At 39.7% G+C, this 16,950-nt stretch carries 16 protein-coding genes; 3 read left to right on the top strand and 13 right to left on the bottom strand.

Going from position 1 to position 16,950, the window contains the following annotated elements:
• The first annotated feature begins 128 nt into the window (after window positions 1–128).
• The 3 genes from porZ to EAX61_RS08430 are packed head-to-tail and all read left to right on the top strand — an operon-like array spanning window position 129 to window position 5,545.
• Window positions 129–2,414, top strand: coding sequence for a type IX secretion system anionic LPS delivery protein PorZ (gene porZ, locus EAX61_RS08440; protein ID WP_121917251.1), 2,286 nt, complete (start codon window positions 129–131; stop codon window positions 2,412–2,414).
• The gene (gene recO, locus EAX61_RS08435; RefSeq protein ID WP_121917250.1) at window positions 2,414–3,133 is read left to right on the top strand and encodes a DNA repair protein RecO; all 720 of its coding nucleotides are present in this window, start codon (window positions 2,414–2,416) and stop codon (window positions 3,131–3,133) included. The genes porZ and recO overlap by 1 nt, the downstream gene beginning before the upstream one ends.
• On the top strand, window positions 3,134–5,545 hold the full coding sequence (locus tag EAX61_RS08430; RefSeq protein ID WP_121917249.1) for a TonB-dependent receptor plug domain-containing protein: 2,412 nt from the start codon (window positions 3,134–3,136) through the stop codon (window positions 5,543–5,545).
• Window positions 5,546–5,608: 63 nt separating this feature from the next.
• Here EAX61_RS08430 and rsmI read toward each other — a convergent pair whose 3' ends face one another.
• From rsmI to ruvC, 13 genes are all read right to left on the bottom strand, one after another.
• Entirely contained in the window at window positions 5,609–6,283 is a 675-nt protein-coding gene (gene rsmI, locus EAX61_RS08425) for a 16S rRNA (cytidine(1402)-2'-O)-methyltransferase (RefSeq protein ID WP_121917248.1), read from the bottom strand.
• A gap of 206 nt (window positions 6,284–6,489) precedes the next feature.
• A complete protein-coding gene (locus tag EAX61_RS08420) occupies window positions 6,490–9,804 on the bottom strand; it encodes a M56 family metallopeptidase (RefSeq protein WP_121917247.1) in 3,315 nt (1,104 codons plus the stop codon).
• Window positions 9,801–10,172 carry a BlaI/MecI/CopY family transcriptional regulator gene (locus tag EAX61_RS08415; protein ID WP_121917246.1) on the bottom strand — a complete coding sequence of 124 codons (372 nt, stop codon included), beginning with the start codon at window positions 10,170–10,172 and terminating at the stop codon, window positions 9,801–9,803. Before EAX61_RS08415 ends, EAX61_RS08420 begins: the two co-directional genes overlap by 4 nt.
• Before the next feature lie 145 nt (window positions 10,173–10,317).
• Window positions 10,318–10,989, bottom strand: coding sequence for a hypothetical protein (locus EAX61_RS08410; RefSeq protein ID WP_147448353.1), 672 nt, complete (start codon window positions 10,987–10,989; stop codon window positions 10,318–10,320).
• Window positions 10,990–11,059: 70 nt separating this feature from the next.
• Window positions 11,060–11,416: an MmcQ/YjbR family DNA-binding protein gene (locus EAX61_RS08405; protein ID WP_121917244.1), complete on the bottom strand. Its 357-nt coding sequence runs from the start codon at window positions 11,414–11,416 to the stop codon at window positions 11,060–11,062.
• Window positions 11,417–11,418: 2 nt separating this feature from the next.
• A complete protein-coding gene (locus EAX61_RS08400) occupies window positions 11,419–12,339 on the bottom strand; it encodes a transglutaminase domain-containing protein (protein ID WP_121917243.1) in 921 nt (306 codons plus the stop codon).
• Window positions 12,336–12,830 (bottom strand): P-loop nucleotide/nucleoside kinase family protein, encoded by a 495-nt coding sequence (locus EAX61_RS08395; RefSeq protein WP_121917242.1) that lies wholly within the window; start codon window positions 12,828–12,830, stop codon window positions 12,336–12,338. The genes EAX61_RS08400 and EAX61_RS08395 overlap by 4 nt, the downstream gene beginning before the upstream one ends.
• Window positions 12,827–13,453: a DUF4230 domain-containing protein gene (locus tag EAX61_RS08390; RefSeq protein ID WP_121917241.1), complete on the bottom strand. Its 627-nt coding sequence runs from the start codon at window positions 13,451–13,453 to the stop codon at window positions 12,827–12,829. The genes EAX61_RS08395 and EAX61_RS08390 overlap by 4 nt, the downstream gene beginning before the upstream one ends.
• 32 nt (window positions 13,454–13,485) lie before the next feature.
• Window positions 13,486–13,830 (bottom strand): DUF4260 domain-containing protein, encoded by a 345-nt coding sequence (locus tag EAX61_RS08385; RefSeq protein ID WP_121917240.1) that lies wholly within the window; start codon window positions 13,828–13,830, stop codon window positions 13,486–13,488.
• 8 nt (window positions 13,831–13,838) lie between these two features.
• Window positions 13,839–14,588: a cyclase family protein gene (locus EAX61_RS08380; RefSeq protein WP_121917239.1), complete on the bottom strand. Its 750-nt coding sequence runs from the start codon at window positions 14,586–14,588 to the stop codon at window positions 13,839–13,841.
• A gap of 125 nt (window positions 14,589–14,713) precedes the next feature.
• Window positions 14,714–15,022, bottom strand: a complete 309-nt coding sequence (locus tag EAX61_RS08375; RefSeq protein WP_201739436.1) for a GIY-YIG nuclease family protein — start codon at window positions 15,020–15,022, stop codon at window positions 14,714–14,716.
• Complete coding sequence (gene hemW, locus EAX61_RS08370; RefSeq protein WP_121917238.1) at window positions 15,006–16,166, bottom strand: radical SAM family heme chaperone HemW; 1,161 nt, start codon at window positions 16,164–16,166, stop codon at window positions 15,006–15,008. The genes EAX61_RS08375 and hemW overlap by 17 nt, the downstream gene beginning before the upstream one ends.
• 178 nt (window positions 16,167–16,344) lie before the next feature.
• On the bottom strand, window positions 16,345–16,899 hold the full coding sequence (ruvC, locus tag EAX61_RS08365) for a crossover junction endodeoxyribonuclease RuvC (RefSeq protein ID WP_121917237.1): 555 nt from the start codon (window positions 16,897–16,899) through the stop codon (window positions 16,345–16,347).
• Window positions 16,900–16,950 lie beyond the last annotated feature (51 nt).

Here is a 16,950-nt window from a genome sequence, read left to right as displayed (position 1 = left end):
TACCTTTAAAGCGTGATGATTATAAATGTTACGCTTTTGCAAAAGCTAAAACCTAACGATATCCCTTCTTTTAACCTTCAGGCAATAATTGTACTTTTGGCGGGTTGTATAATTACAAAATTGTGTGCGTGAAGAACCTGCTAATACTTCTATTTTTAAGTATTTCATTTTGGCTACAAGGCCAAAATTTTTCTGATGAGTGGACAGGCTATTTTGCCTATGCTCAAACAAAGGATATCACCGAAGGAAATGGCGTAGTTTATGTCGCGTCAGATAATGCAGTTTTTGCATATTCTACCCTAGATGGATCACTTACTACTCGATCTACTATTAACGGTCTCTCGGGACAACCAATCTCTAGTATATACTATAGTGCGGCTTTTGAAACATTGCTCGTGGGTTATGAGAATGGGCTTATAGATGTTATTATAGATGGCAATGCAAATGTTTTAACCGTAGTTGACATTCTTAACAAACCCTCTATCACTCCTACCGAGAAGCGCATTAACCATTTTCACGAGTTTAACGGGTTTGTATACATCTCTACTGGTTTTGGTATATCCCTATTTGACTTGGGACGGCTAGAGTTCGATGACTCTTATTTTATAGGAGATAATGGTGCCTCGCTCAATATTTTTGAAACATCCGTCTTTGGCGACTACGTATATGCAGCCACATCATCTGGCTTACGACGAGCTCTTGTAGGAAATTCTAATATCATTGACTTTAATAATTGGAGCACGACAAATGGGAATACCTTTAGAGGACTTGCCATTTTTAACGAAACGCTCTACGGAATTGCAGGTCGTAACGCCTTTAAAACCACAAATGGAGTAAACTTTTCTTTTGCATTTAGGTATGATAATATAACACCTCGGGATATCCGCGCAACAGATACAGAACTTACCGTTACATTACCAGAAAGCATCCTTATATATGATGAGAACGACAATCTCACCAGAACCATAGGAACGGTGGGTGAATTTGTTAATGACTACAATACAGCGCTCACGTTAAACAACTCTGCATACATAAGTACCAGAGGCTCTGGAATGATAGAAGTACCTCTGGCAAATGGGATGCCTAGGCAGTATCTACCAGATGGTCCTTTAGAAAATGATATTTTTAATATCCAGGCTGCAACTAATGAGGTTTGGGCAGTTTATGGTGACTACGATGTTTTCTATAACCCTTTCCCATTTAATGAAAAAGGGTTGAGTCACTTTGTAATAGATAGCGGTTGGAAAAACATCAGCTTTGAGGACGCTCTATTTACCACCGACATGGTTAACGTGGCAATAAACCCTCAAAATCCAACTCAAGTATTTGTCCCATCATTCTCAGCAGGATTATTGGAAATAAACGAAGAAATACCTACAATGCTTTTTGACGACACTAATAGTCCTTTAGAAAGGGTTTTTGACTCTAACGGATCTAATGGTGGGGTAAGAGTAAACAGCGGCACTTTTGACAGCAGTAATAATCTCTGGATTTCAAATTCGCTTTCCAGTAATGGTCTTTTTAAAGTTACTCCAGGAGGGCAATTCCAAGGTATAAGTATTGCAGAGGTTTTTCCAGATGGAGACAGACCCAGCGGGCTGGATGATATTGTTTTTGGTTCTGATGGGAACCTATTCCTAGGAACAAATAGCGCTGGACTCATAGGATACAATCCAAGTAACGGCGCTATTGCTCGAATTTCTGGAGATGAAGGTGCTGCAAACCTACCCTCAAATGATATTCGCGCACTTGCAGTAGATCGTGGCGGTACGCTATGGATAGGAACTCGAAGAGGTTTACGATTATTATTCTCACCCTCTTCCATATTTGAAGAAGGGGAAACTACGACAAACCCTATTATCATATTACAGGATGATATTCCACAGGAGCTACTTAATGATCAAGTTATCACAGAGATTGTTGTAGACGGTTCCAATAATAAGTGGATATCTACAATAGGCTCTGGAGTGTTTTTTGTCTCTCCTAATGGTCAGGAAACACTAGCCAACTTTACAACCAGGAACTCGCCGTTACCTTCAAACAATGTAAACTCAATGAGCATTGATCCTCAGAGCGGTACTATTTATTTTGCTACAGACAGAGGTATGGTTTCCTTTGATGGGACGTCTCAACCACCTGCAGAAACTTTAGAAAATGTCGGGGTTTATCCCAACCCTGTGAGACCTACATTTTCTGGGCTCGTAACTATAGATGGACTCACGGCTCGTTCTAATGTAAAAATCACAGACCTTGTAGGAAATCTCGTTTATGAGGAGGTGGCAAGCTCAGGAAATCTCACTTGGGATACCACAGCCTTTGGGAGGCATAAAGTGGCCTCCGGCGTTTATCTCATACTTGTAACAGGTCCAGATGCACTAGAGACGAATATCGTAAAACTACTCATCATCAGATAATGCTTGTCAAAACCCAAGCAATTGTTATCTCTGCACTCAAATATGGAGAGGCAGATCTCATTGTAAAATGCTACACCGCCTCCAGCGGACTCAAAAGTTACCTACTCCGCGGAATCCTTAAGTCAAAAAAAGGGAAGTTAAGAACCGCAATGTTCCAACCACTCACTCAACTCGACATTGAGGCAAACCACAAGGATAAAGGAACACTCGAAAGTATACGAGAGGCCAAAGTTGCTTATCATTACCAGACGCTCTACACTAATGTGGCAAAAAGCGCTATTGTTTTCTTCCTTTCAGACATACTACGCTCTGCTATTCAAGAAGAGGAGGAAAATCTAGAGCTTTTTAATTTTCTCGTAGCGGCAACTAGCTGGCTTGATAGCAACGATGTTATTGCAAATTTTCACCTATTATTTTTATTGCGATTGTCCCAGTATCTGGGTTTCTATCCAGATGACTCAGACATTGATAGAGAGTACTTTAATCTTATAGACGGCACCTTTGAGTTATCTGAGCTCAATAACTACTGTTGGAATGGAGAAATCATTGAGCTTCTAAAACAGCTCTTAGGCACAAAATTTGATACGTTGGAAACGATAAAACTTAACCAAAACCAGCGTACCGCTTTTGTAAACATGTTGCTCCTTTATTATGAGTTACATTTGCACGGTTTTAAAAAACCACGTTCGCTAGCAGTACTCAATACAATTTTTAATTAAATGCGATTAATAGTATCTCTCTTCATCTTATTTTCGCTTACTCTTTCGGCTCAAGAAGTTACTGTGCTCGACGTTGATACCCGTGAACCCATTGTAGGTGTTGCAATTTATAATGTAGATAAAAGTAAGACGGCTGTATCAGATTTTGATGGGAAGGTAGATGTGTCCGCTTTCGCGAAAGCGGAATTAATCACCTTTCAAGACGTAGCTCACAAGACTGCACAGTATACTAAAGCGCAGCTTGAAACCTTTAAATACAGGGTATTCCTGAAGCAGAAAGAAAATATGCTGGGTGAGATTGTACTCTCTTCGAGTAAATTTGCCCAAAGCCGAAAGAATGTTCCGCAAAAAATTGTGGGAATCTCATCTGACGATATCACCCGAGCAAATCCACAAACAGCAGCAGATTTACTCGAAGCGAGTGGCTCTGTTTTTGTACAAAAAAGCCAGCAAGGTGGTGGGAGTCCTCTGATAAGAGGCTTCTCGACAAACAGGTTATTAATTACCCTAGACGGAGTGCGTTTTAACACCGCTATTTTTAGGGGTGGAAACGTTCAAAATATAATTTCTATAGACCCCTTCATTATAGACCGAACCGAAGTTTTACTGGGTCCAGGCTCCGTGATCTACGGAAGTGATGCGATAGGTGGTGTAATGAACTTTTACACGAAGCAACCTAAATTATCCTTTACAGACGAGATTACTATCTCTGGGACTGCGGTTGCGCGTGTAAATACAGCAAATAATGAGCGTACGGGACATTTTGATATTACTCTTGGAAAACGAAAATGGTCATTTCTTACTAGTGCGAGCTACTCGGATTATGACGACACGCGACAGGGTAAACACGGTCCAGACGACTACTTGCGTAATAATTTTGTGCAGGTTATAGATGGTGTAGATACTACGGTTCAAAATGACGACCCTCTTATCCAAGTAGGTTCTGCTTTTAATAGCCTAAACCTAATGCAAAAAGTACGTTTTGCTCCTAATGAGATTTGGGATTTTAATCTCGGACTCGTATATGCGACAACCTCGGACTACGACCGTTACGACCGCTTAACGCGCAAACGGGACGGAGAATTTAGATCGGCCGAGTGGTTTTATGGGCCACAAAAATGGTTTATGACCAACTTCCAAATAAACAAAGAAGGTAATGGTATAATTTATAATCGCGCTCAGGCAACTATCACCTATCAAAACTCGCAAGAAAGCAGAAATGATAGAGATTTTGGTGGGGCAGATTTTTTTGAGACCGATGAGAATGTCGATGCCGTTTCTGTAGGACTAGATTTTACCAGGAATTTAAAAAATCGAAAAAACAAACTTTTTTACGGTTTAGAATACGTGTATAATAAAGTAGGGTCTAGTGGTCAGGTCACAGATATAACGACAGGAGATGTAACCCGAACAGCTTCTAGGTATCCTGATGGATCCACTTGGCAATCACTCGCCGCTTATGTAAGCACTCAAATTGAGCTGGATCCAAAAACAAGATTACAATCTGGACTGCGCTATAATCATATTTGGCTCACAGCAGATTTTACAGAGAACAATGCGTTTTTTGCCTTTCCCTTTGATAAAGCAGATTTGAGTACAGGAAATCTAACTGGAAGTATCGGGGTAACACACCAGCTGTCTAAAACCGTAGGGCTTAAAGCAAATTTAGGAACAGCCTTCAGGGCGCCTAACATAGACGACGTAGGAAAGATTTTTGATAGTGAGCCCGGCTCTGTTGTAGTGCCCAATCCTGATTTGAAATCTGAATACGCCTACAATGGAGAATTAGGTATAAACCTAAACTTCTCTAATATGCTAAGGTTTGACATTAATGGCTACTATACTTTGCTTAACGATGCCTTGGTACGTCGTGATTTTAACCTGAACGGTGTTACAGAAATAGAATATCAGGGCGAAGTGAGCAACATACAAGCGATACAAAACGCCTCAAAATCCGAAGTGTATGGTGTTGAATTGGGAGCAAAAGCAAACCTAACAAAGCACTTACAACTTACTGGAAACTTTAATTATACAAACGGTGTGGAGCAGGAAGAAGACGGCAGTTATGTTCCAGTAAGACACGTCGCGCCGCTTTTTGGGAATGGGCATTTGATATGGAAGAAAAAGAAATTAACGTTAGATGCTTTTGTGGAATACAGCGGCAAGTTTGATTTTGACGATCTTGCGCCTAGTCAGCAGGCGAGTCCTGATTTGTATGCTACAGATGCTGATGGCAATCCATTCTCACCAGGTTGGTACACCTTAAATCTGGGCAGTCAGTATGTGCTCTCTGACACTTGGTCTTTTACCGCAAATCTTGAGAATATTACAGATCAACGGTATCGTACATATTCCTCTGGAATTTCGGCGGCTGGAAGAAATTTAATTCTGGCGGCAACTTATAATTTTTAAAAGCTAAGTCACTTTTTACTAGCAAAGGTTTAATTTTTCTTTTACGCTTTCGCGAAAGCGTAACTATCTCCCCTTACCACCCACAACAATTACAATCTCACCCTTAGGAGGCTTATTCGTATAATACGCAAGAACTTCTGAGGCCGTTCCTCGTATTGTTTCCTCAAACAATTTAGTAAGCTCTCTTGATACAGAAACAGGACGATCTTCGCCAAAATACGATACAAAGTGTCCCAAAGTCTTAACCAGTTTGTGAGGGGACTCGTAAAAGATCATAGTGCGTGTCTCCTCTTGAAGCTGAAGAAATCGTGTCTGGCGTCCCTTTTTAACGGGAAGAAATCCCTCAAAAACAAATTTATCATTAGGAAAACCACTATTTACAAGGGCAGGCACAAATGCAGTTGCTCCTGGAAGACAGTCTACCTCTATTCCTGCTTCTACACAGGCTCTTGTGAGTAAGAATCCTGGATCAGAAATCGCTGGTGTTCCTGCATCGCTTATACACGCGACTGTCTCTCCAGCTTGAATACGCTTTACAATTCCCTGCACCGTTTGATGCTCATTGTGCATATGATGACTCATCATCTGGGTACCTATATCAAAATGCTTGAGGAGTTTGCCGCTCGTTCGAGTATCCTCGGCAAGAATGAGGTCTGCCTCTTTAAGCACCCTCACAGCGCGAAAAGTCATATCTTCTAAATTACCTATGGGTGTAGGAACGAGGTATAGTTTCAAAATTGAGTGTATTATAGTTGGTAGGAATAACTACAAAGCTACTAAAAGATTTTTCAGGTACTTTGAATGCAGTAATTTAAAATGAATAACGCTATTCTTTCTTTATAAGGGACACATCACTTAATCCAGGGTATCATTATTCTTAAAAACCTGTCAGGTCTCAAAGACCTAACAGGTTTAAATATGTATTTATACGGATTACGGCTTGTTTACTCTAACTTCTTGTAAGTGGATTTCTGGCTAGAGAAATATGTTTTATTAAAAGGAGATACTTTAACATCATTCTCTGCTTTTCCTAAAAGTCTTGTTTTAATTTTTATCTCTCCAATCTCGATTCTTGGCGCATAATTAGAACCTCCTAGGGCTAAAGATGATGATGGTCTGTCATCTAATTTGAAGTCTCCAGTCCCTTGAGCATTATCAGAAAATCCACTTCCTTTCTCAGTCGATTTAATTTCACATTCTGGAAAAGGTTCGTTTTTTATTTTTTGAGTCGTGTTCATATTGCGATAAATATCTTCTATCACTTTAAGTTCTCCCGCTGGAATTTTACGAGTTGCTTTGGGCTGTTTATTATACTTTCTTGCAAGTTTATTGTAAGTGTCTAATTGCACTTTATCCACACCTGCATCTTTGGGTCTTTTAACAATGGTACGTCCACCATTATCACTATCCTTTACCATTAAAAATTTCTGATCGTAGCCATCTGAGTATACTACCGTATCGCCTATTTTTTTATCTCGCCTGAAATTATCCTTAGCTGAGTGAATACTATTATAACTACCAAGCATAGGGTACTCAGTTATATACGTTTTAGGTGGATTTGAATATGGTACAGGTGTTTGGATATTCAAATTCTTATTTGCTTTTAAAATTGCAACAGCTTTCTCATAAGAAATTTCTTTTTCCTCTTGATAAAATTTTCCACCTAGCTCATTCATCTTCTGAAGATACTTCAAAGGGCTTGGCGGTGGCGGAGGTGGCGGTGGCAATGGTGCCCCAGGAGCTGGAGGCGCAGGTGGTGGTGGAGGTACTAACTTCATCCCTCCATTTGCCCGAGAGAAATGAGTTTTTAAGAACTCTTCATTTGCAATTTCTAAGAAAGAGGAGCCGCCGTTTTTAACTAAAAAAGAAGGTACCGCATCTTTATAATCCTCTTCCTCCCAGTCTCTCGTGATGGCATCAATGTCCTCCCTCAGTTTAGAAAGCGAGGACTGGTGTCCATTTATTTTGATTTGATCATTAAGGATCTGAATGACGAGAGCTTTTTTGCCGTTTTGGGCGGCTCCTTGTATAAATTCATTTGCGTAACTTTTTTGAGGAGGTGGAGGAGGCGGTAAGAAATCTTCAGAACCTGGGGATGGCGATGCTGGTGGAGGCGGCACTAGTTTTATACCGTCATTTGCCTGAGCAAGCTTTGTTTTTTGAAACTCAGCTTCGGCTTTTTGAAGAAAGCTTGGAGTGTTGCCCTTAGTCATAAAAGTGCTTACAGGAGTTTTTCTATATTCCGTAGGGGTCCAGTCCTCGGTTATTGCGTCTATATCCTTTCTTAGATTTGCTAGAGAAGACAATTTACCGTTTATACTGATTTCATCATTATTTATAGAGATGAGGATAGGTTTTTTGCTATATATAATAACATCCTTCATAATCTGTGCTGAGTGACTGATGTTTGCTTTCCAGTAGTCTGTTTTCCTGAGTTGCTCATCTAGCGCTTCCAGTAATTCAGGATCTGCATTTTTAGTTATAAATTGTCCTGGAAATGCCTGTCTCATCTCCTTTTGCGTCCATCCAGCAGTCACCGAGTTCATATCCTCTACGTAGGTTTCGGTGCTGGATTTTTTTCCGTTTATAGTAACCGTGTTTTCCTCAACAACTACTACGGGTACTCGACTAAAATCTGTATCTGAAAATGCGGAGTAGCCTATTTTTGACATTTTCTCGTAAAACGGTTGTGTCCAGATAGAGACAACTGTTTGACCATTTTCAAACTTGGTCTCGTAGTGGGGTAATTCTTCAGGCTTATAGTTTAGAATATCTGCATTTGCAATAGGTTGTTCATCTAGAAATAATTTGTATTCATTGGTATCTTGCCATAAATCCAAATATTTTTGAGCTGTTACCCCTTTTGGAATACGAATCTCTTGCTGGATATACCTATTGCCATCTCCATCTATAAGCACCTCTCCTTTACGCTTAAAGGAAACCCATTTATTTCCCATAGTAAAGGTTACGCCTCCATCCTTTAATTTAGGATAATATCTAGTGCTTTTTTGGTCGCTCGTGACTATATGACATATCAATCCTCCGTTATTTAGAACAAAGTTTACAATTTCTTCTCCAGAATTCTCTTTTTTCCAGGTTCCTAATAACGATTGTTTGACACCTCTAGATGCTGGAATTATTTTATAACCGTAGTCTCCAAATTTAAGAGAGCCATCCATGTTAACAGCGACATAATGCTTGAGTTTATTCTCAACACCAGTTTTAAGATAATATCCTTTATTATCTTCAAGCATCAAGAACTTGTCTTTACCTATTGCGCACCAAAGTGAGTCATTCTCCTCATAAATGTTAACAAATGGCATTTCCGCTGTTTCTGTAATCCATTCTCCTATAATTGGGATTTCTTTCCTTTCCTTCTCCTGAGCTACAATAGCCTGATTAAACAATAGCCCGCATCCCACAAGGACGGGAACAAGGAGCAGTGCTCTGAGCACTACCCGCTTCTTACTAAATGATTGTGATAACATAACGATTCGTTTTTTGGTTAATGAATAATTAAAAGGACTCTCGAGCACAGTATGATGAGTACTGCTTGCATAGCTTAGGAGTATGTTTTGATAATGTGTGATATCTTTTTGCTCACGCAGGGCTCCCTGATCTGCAAGGAATTCGTGATTGAGTTTTATGGATGTTTTGGCCAGCCAGACCATAGGATTAAACCAGAAAACAACTTGTAACAACTCTATAAAAAGTATATCTATCGTATGCTTTTCTCTTACGTGAGTCGCCTCGTGAGCCAATACTTCGGGTGCGATTTCTTGGTGTTCATACTGCTTGCGCGAAAGGAAAATCCACCATAAAAAAGAATGCGGAATTACAGCCTGTGACATTAATGCAAGCGTAAAATCAGGCTCCTCGATGGTTTTTGCCGCATAGATTTTTCGCTTTAAGCGAAATAAATTTAACCCAAACCGCACTCCAAAAAGTAGCACTCCCAATCCATAAATGCTCCAAAGAATGACATTTGTATCCTCTTTTTCTGGAGTCTCGTGAGGCATCTGTATTTCTTGAGTTGATACTTCATACGCCTGCGCAAAATCTTGAATCCAAATTTCTTCCTCAGGAACTTCGGTGGTGTAGGTAAATGTGATAAGCGGTATGGTAAAGGCAAAAATTAAACTTGCCAAAAGATAAAACCGCTTGAACTGGTGCATCGCTTTAGGCTCCAAGACGAGTTTGTAAAATCCAAACAAAATCGCCAGACAGAGCGTGCTCTTTAGGAGGTAAGGAAGTATCATTGCTTTTTGGCTTTGAGTTGACTATCAATTATGGCCTTCAGTTCCTCGAGTTCCTTTTGAGAAAGATTGGTCTCTCTAGTAAAAAAGGAGGCAAATTGCCCAGCGCTGTCATTAAAAAAATTTTTAATCAGGCCATTTACGTGTTTTGAAAAATAATCTGCCTTTTTTACGAGCGGGAAGTATTCCCGTGATCTCCCCAGCTGCTTATAATCTACAAACTTCTTATCCTGCATACGTTTAAGTAGCGTAGCAACAGTAGTCGTGGCAGGTTTTGGATCTGGATAGGCCTCTATAAGATCTTTCATAAGTGCCTTTTCTTGTTTCCAGAGTAATTGCATTAATTGTTCTTCGGAGGTGGAGAGTGCCATTTTTATTTTGTTTAGACTAATTACTCTACAAATGTAGAATAATATTTTAATTCTACAAGTGTAGAGTAAAATTTTGTGGTAAGAAAAAAAAAAGCACCTGCTATAAAGCAGATGCTCTTTTAAAAAAAATATCTTGTAAAGTCTTTTAGTTCATAAACTGAGAGAGTTGTATTACATCATCAACCTCTTTGAATTTTAACTTATTCTCTTTGATATAATTTTTAATTGCAGCTTGCTGATTTTTCTCATAAAAATCAACGACACTTTTTCTGTCTATGTCTATAGGGGATACGCTTCCACGGTTCTCTACTAGGAAATACTTTTCGTCGCTTATGCGCCCTTTGCGGTCATTTTCTAATGTTGTTTTGGCCTTTTCTGGCATTCTCAATGTCTTACCATATTTTGCATATACGACCTTATTACCTAAAGTCCCAAGTCTGTGTAAGTATCCATATTGCTGCTGTCCACTCTCATCAAAATATAACATATAAACAAATGGCTTACCGTCATACACAACATCTAAACCAATCTCTTTTTTTAAAAACGCAGGCTTACTTGCTTCTTTAGTATCTCGCATCTCAAAAAAATCATTGAGCGCATCATAACGAAGGTATTTGTCAGTCTTTTTCTGAGTAAGCCTATCTTCTACAACAGAGGGCGCAAAATTATCATTCAGATATTTTGAACCATTAAAATCTTCGAGCTTTGCCTCGATTCCCTTATTCTTATAAAACTCTGTATTTGTGGGTAATGTCTGGCTTGTGGCCACTTGCAATGTCAGGATTGCAGCAAGTACTATGTATAAACTCTTCATCATTATATTTTAAATACTGTTGTGCAAATTTCTTGCCAACTCTTATTATTAATTGAACGAACTAATAGAAAATTCACAAGGTCTGAAGCTCCGCCTTAAGTTTCTTTGTCAATCCAGCAACTACTAATTCATAACTATGATCTATGAGCTCCAGAATGAGTTTAGGTGGCAACTGCTCGAGTATTAGCGTGTTCCAATGCACTTTACTCATATGATACCCAGGGATGATGGCACCATCGTACTCTTCACGCAATTTGATACCGCGCTCTGGGTCGCATTTTAGATTTACTTGAGAAGGAAATCGCTCTAAACCACTTAGGGCAAACATCTTGCCCATTACTTTAAAAACGAGCGTCTGGGCGTCAAAGGGAAATTCTTCTGTAACTCCTTTCTTTGCTATGCAATACGATCTGAATGATTCTATATCCATCCCTATTTAATTTTATAACCGATGACTGGTTCAGCATTTACATAAATAATCAGGGATGTGCTTTTCTCCCGTTCCGTAATCATAAATCTATTGCCTTCTAATCGCTCTACAGGCCATTGTGTACCACCATTTAAGGAATATGTAATGTCTGCAGTATCATCTACTGGTAATTCAAAAAGCAATCCTTTTTTGAGCACTTTTGCAGCGATCGTTCCTTCGTTGGGTGATATTGCATCTAGACGTAAGCTTCTGTCTATTAATAAGGGTCTATTTGAAAACGCAACTCTTGATATTTCTTCATTAACATAAGCATCGTCAAAAACTTCTGGAAAATGGTTTTTTATAAAATCATCTGGAGGTGTTTTAAAGTAATAGGACGTAGGTGCTTTTATAAATTTTCCATTATAACGCCCTGCTCCCCAGGTGGCATCTATGAGATACGGCTCATCATCTATGATCGCTACATTCCACATATGATTTTTATCAAACTTCCTACCTATATCCTGCGGTCGTGTTTTCGTATCACCACGTACGATGTAACTATTTATCCCTAATAACTCACACAACCGTTCTAATGTAAGCGCATAGCCCTCACAAACTGCTTTTCCATTAATCAGCGTTCTATTTATCATCGCCTCACGTGACGTTGCGGCTTTCTGGTTTTTCTCCGCAAGGTCACGATATTGAAATTTAAAGTTGTAATACTCTTTCGGGTCATATTCCACATTGTGGATGAGCCAGGAATAGGATGCTTTGAGCTGTTGCTCTGGATTCTTAAAATCTCGCTTGATTAAAGTTGCCAGATTTTGCGCGGACTCAAAACGTTTGGGATATAGAGACACGATGCGATCTACTTCATCTGTATCCTGCGCCTGGGAATGTAGACCTATACACACAAAGACTAGAACGAAAACATATCTCATAGGTTATCTGTTATGATTTTGGCACCTTTCAATTCGGATGCTGTGGGGCGCTCAAACCAAGATTCCATAAAGTCAAAATCACTTTCGGAGACTTCAAACTGAAAGGTATCTCCTTTTTCGATATTTCTTTTGACAACACGTGACTTCCTTACCTGATATTCGGTATCTAGAAAATGAACGGTTGTGGGGAAGTTGTGCGCTTTCGCGAAAGCGTAAAAATCATCCCTCCGCTCCCGTTTTGCAAATCCTAAATCTAGAATACAGTCACTACCCACGCTTTCTAACTGGACGACCAGCTTTTTGATCATTGCGTCTACCCGAGCGATACGTTCCAAAAACCAATCTACGCCGTCGTTTTCCGTTTTATCTGGGATAAATAGAGCATTGTTCCACTCATCTATCGAGAACACAATGGCGCCCTGCTCGTCCCATAACTTCTGAGCATACGTTGTTTTTCCAGCACCTGTATTTCCAAATATAAAATGGATCATCCTTGTGTGGTTTCTTCCAGCTTTGGTTGTGTTACGGTATCCACCTTAAGTGCTTGATAATCCAGTTTCCACCCTATAGTCTCAACGAGTTGCTCCATAAGTCCTATGGTATTTAATGCCTGCTTTGAGGCTTCCATATACAGGCCACTATCTGGAATTTTATCGATAATGTGTTGCTTTGCCTCACGATTAATTTCTGTAAGGTCGTTGCTGGTAAAAGGGTTTGCCCAACCTTCTTTTGTGTTGTAATATTTAAAGTTTGTGTCGACAGAGAGCATTTCTGGTTGTGGAAAGTCGTAAAGCTTGATCGTTTTTTTATCCACATCTGCCTCCATTTTTACTTTTGTGAGGTCAAAGCCTATATGCGCTTTTGCATCGATAAGGATGAGCGCCTTTTTTGTACCTAGTAGTTTATTTACCCATTTAGTTTTAAGGCTTTCGTAATGATAGATTTCGGCAAAATCACCTTCGACCGTTATGAACTTACATACGGCACGTATCTTCTCCATAAGAATAACGGATTGCGTCTGAGATCTATGCTTACTTCTCTTTTTGCCAAAACGACCATAAATAAAATAAGCGATCACACTCCCAAAAGCGAGTCCTATAAACAGTAGTTCCATTGTGTAAAGATACTAAAACCGAGATTTGAAGATTAGAGATTTCCGAGGTGCGTGAACTTAAATCCTTTTTCATATTTTAAGCCGTATCCTAACATTCTGTCTAAGGACGCGTGAGCAAATAAAATGATTCCTACAAGTTGAAGCCATTCTAACTGGAGGTATACCCCTCCTAAGTATACTAGAATTGCAATACCCTTATGATGAAATATATTATAACTCCAAGCGCCCACCCTATTGCCTAAAATATATCCTATCATTCCTATATCTGGTGACAATATTAAAATCAGGAACCACCACCATTCAAAATCCAACAGTGAGAAAAGATAGATACCAAATATAAACTGAGCTACTTCTTCAAGTTTTAAAACCTTCTTCATAATTAAAATCAACTATTTTCCACAGCATATAAAATGGGTTTACTAGGAGACGCGTCGTTTTCAAAAGGGGCTATCTGAAGATTGAGCAGATAGGTGCCATCTGGTACATTATGGGGTACATAAATCATTTCTGTAATCGTGGCATCCAGTCTAATCTTCCCGTGAACGTCCCAGAACGCGTGATGTGCAAGAAGTTCGCCGTCATCCTTTTCCTTATCCACACTAGGAAGGTCTATAAGAAGGTGTTTTATACCGCTCATGCGAAAGCTTATCATCGCATCTTCCTTTATAAATGGCCAGTTGGTATGCGACCATTTCCTTGTTTGTTTATCACGACTATTGGGAAAGGTGCGGATTACCAAAGCTTCTGGATGTTTTCCTTTGAGAAGAGCGTCGCACTGCTTTTTTGAAATAATAAGGTCGTCACCTTCAGGTTCAGGAACGACTGTGATGACTTCGGCTATAAAGAAGAATTGTTTGAGGTGTTTATTTATAGAGTGAATCTTCTCAGTAATATGCCCGGCGGTTTCTGTATGCGTGCCGTGTGCGTGCGGGTTAAAAGTAATGGTCGTAAAATTCACATCGCCACCTGCACTCACTCTTCCTACCCAATCGCCATCTGTTACTGCCTCAAAAACGGGAGCATCCAGATACCAAGCCACCGGATTCTCACCCGCAGAAAGCGGAATTGAAATATCAATCGGCTTGGCTAGATTTACGTTGTAGAGTTTGTCTTTATGGTGGATGGTTGCTTTCATTTATGCTGAACTTGTTTCAGCATCTTGTAAACCAAAACGCTAAATTTGTATTTATACTTGTTTCAGCATCTTAGAATTGAAATGCCGAATTCTGAACTTGTTTGACAACCCTTTAAAAAGGGTTATTAATCGATAAAGTCCGATAACTCCTCTAAATTAGGGTTTTTAGTTTTAATGAGATTCCATTTCCATTCTTTATGCCAATTTTTAATCTGCTTTTCTCTCAAAAAAGCATCGTGAACATCTGGAAACTTTTCATAGTAAACTAAGACATCTACTCCATATCGTTTTGGAAATCGAGCCCCATATCCAGTTTTATGCAGGACTAATCTCTTTCTTAAATCCTTAGTTGCTCCAGCGTACAAAAGTTTTCTTTTGTGATTTGTAAGCATATAAAAATAACCAGGAACTCCCATATTAATTGGTATGTTCATTATCAGGATGCTGAAACAAGTTCAACATAAATAAGTCTGCAGCGATACCATCACTTAGGAATTTCCCCTTTTTGGTGACAACCAGCTGGTCTTCGTCTAGGAAGAGTAAATGTTCTTCTAGATGCTTTTGGGCTTGAGACAGAAGGTAGCCCTGGAATTTTTCGCCAAAACTCTCGGCAATCTCAACCAATGACAGTCCTTGTTGCGTGCGCAATCGTGTCATTACATACTCATTATACCTATCTGTAAGCGACAAGACTTCCACCTCTTGAGGTAGCTCGCTGGCAGTAATTGCTTTAATGTATCTAGGATTGTTGTTGATGTTCCAAGCGCGACGCTCACCGTCGTAACTGTGTGCACTTGGTCCTATGCCTATATACTTCTCTCCCTGCCAGTAGGCCGTGTTGTTTCTGGAATAGAAACCAGGCAAAGCAAAGTTGCTAAATTCATAGTTTTCATATCCCGTTGCTTCCATTTTCTCGATAAGCAACGTATGGTGCTCCTGAGCCACCTCATCTTCGACTGGAGGAATAATACCCTTTTTTATGAAATTTTCAAGCGCAGTTTTGGGCTCTACTGTAAGTGCATACGCAGATATATGCGGAACATCGAGGGCCAACGCTTTTTCCACATTTTCCAGCCAGCGAGCATTTGTCATCTCAGGAATCCCATAAATGAGGTCTAGAGAAATGTTTTTGAACCGCTTTCGCGAAAGCGTAATACAATCCACCGCCTCCCGAGCATTATGTGCCCGATTCATAAGCTTTAGATCTTCTTCAAAAAAAGACTGTACACCAATACTCAACCTATTGATCTGTGAAGCCGCCAAAGCTTCTATCTTTTCCTCCGTGAGGTCGTCTGGATTTGCCTCCAGCGTTATCTCTGGACTCTCCTGGATGTTATAATAGTTGTAACAGGCATCGATAAGAGCATCTATCTCACCAGTCTCTAACACAGACGGCGTTCCTCCTCCAAAATAAATATTCGAAACCGTTTCTTTTTTGAACTCGGGAGCACGCATTTTAATCTCTTTTGAGATCGCTTCCAGCATCGCTTCCTTCTTTCCCATGGAGGTGGAAAAGTGAAAGTCACAATAGTGGCACGCCTGCTTGCAGAACGGTATGTGGATGTAGATGGAGGCCAGGGTTTAAGGGTTTAAGGGTTTAAGGGTTTAAGGGTTTAAGGGTAAGATATATAGATTTTTTTGCTTTATAAAAATTTGTAGGAGTACTTTTCCTGTTTATTTTGCAGAGGCCAAAAGGAAATTTAAAATGAGGTCATTACAAACAGTGATGTATCATACTTCTACTGTCACGGTTAACTCATTTCTTAACCCTCTTCTCATTCTGTTTTACAAAGGCGTCCCAACCAGAATACTGTTTCCCTGTTTCAATTTTTCCTGAATTATAAAAATGACAAACGGCTGCTGCGAGCCCATCTGTACTATCCAGGTTTTTAGGAAGGGTCTTTAGCTTGAGAAGGCTTTGGAGCATTTTTGCCACTTGTTCTTTACTAGCGTTTCCATTGCCGGTAATTGCCATTTTTATTTTTTTAGGAAGATACTCTGTGATGGGCACTTCGCGACTCAATCCTGCCGCCATTGCAACTCCTTGCGCTCTTCCTAGTTTGAGCATACTTTGTACATTCTTGCCAAAGAACGGTGCCTCTATAGCAATCTCATCAGGATGATAGGTATCTATAAGTTCAACAGTCCTCTCAAATATGAGTTTGAGCTTTACATAAGGGTCTTTGTATTTAGAGAGTAACAACTCATTGAGTTGCATAAACTCCATTTTCTTATTGACCACTTTTATAAGACCAAATCCCATAATAGTTGTTCCAGGGTCTATGCCTAAAATGATACGTTCTTCTGCCACTGCTCTTTTTATCGTTTCTTTGCGCTATGGTGCACTTTTCTCGCAAAGCTA

Origin of the sequence: Dokdonia sinensis, assembly GCF_003688895.1 — a bacterium.
GTDB classification, from domain to species: domain Bacteria; phylum Bacteroidota; class Bacteroidia; order Flavobacteriales; family Flavobacteriaceae; genus Dokdonia; species Dokdonia sinensis.
Note: the sequence above shows the minus strand (reverse complement) of the source record. Positions and strands in the feature narration are given on the sequence as shown.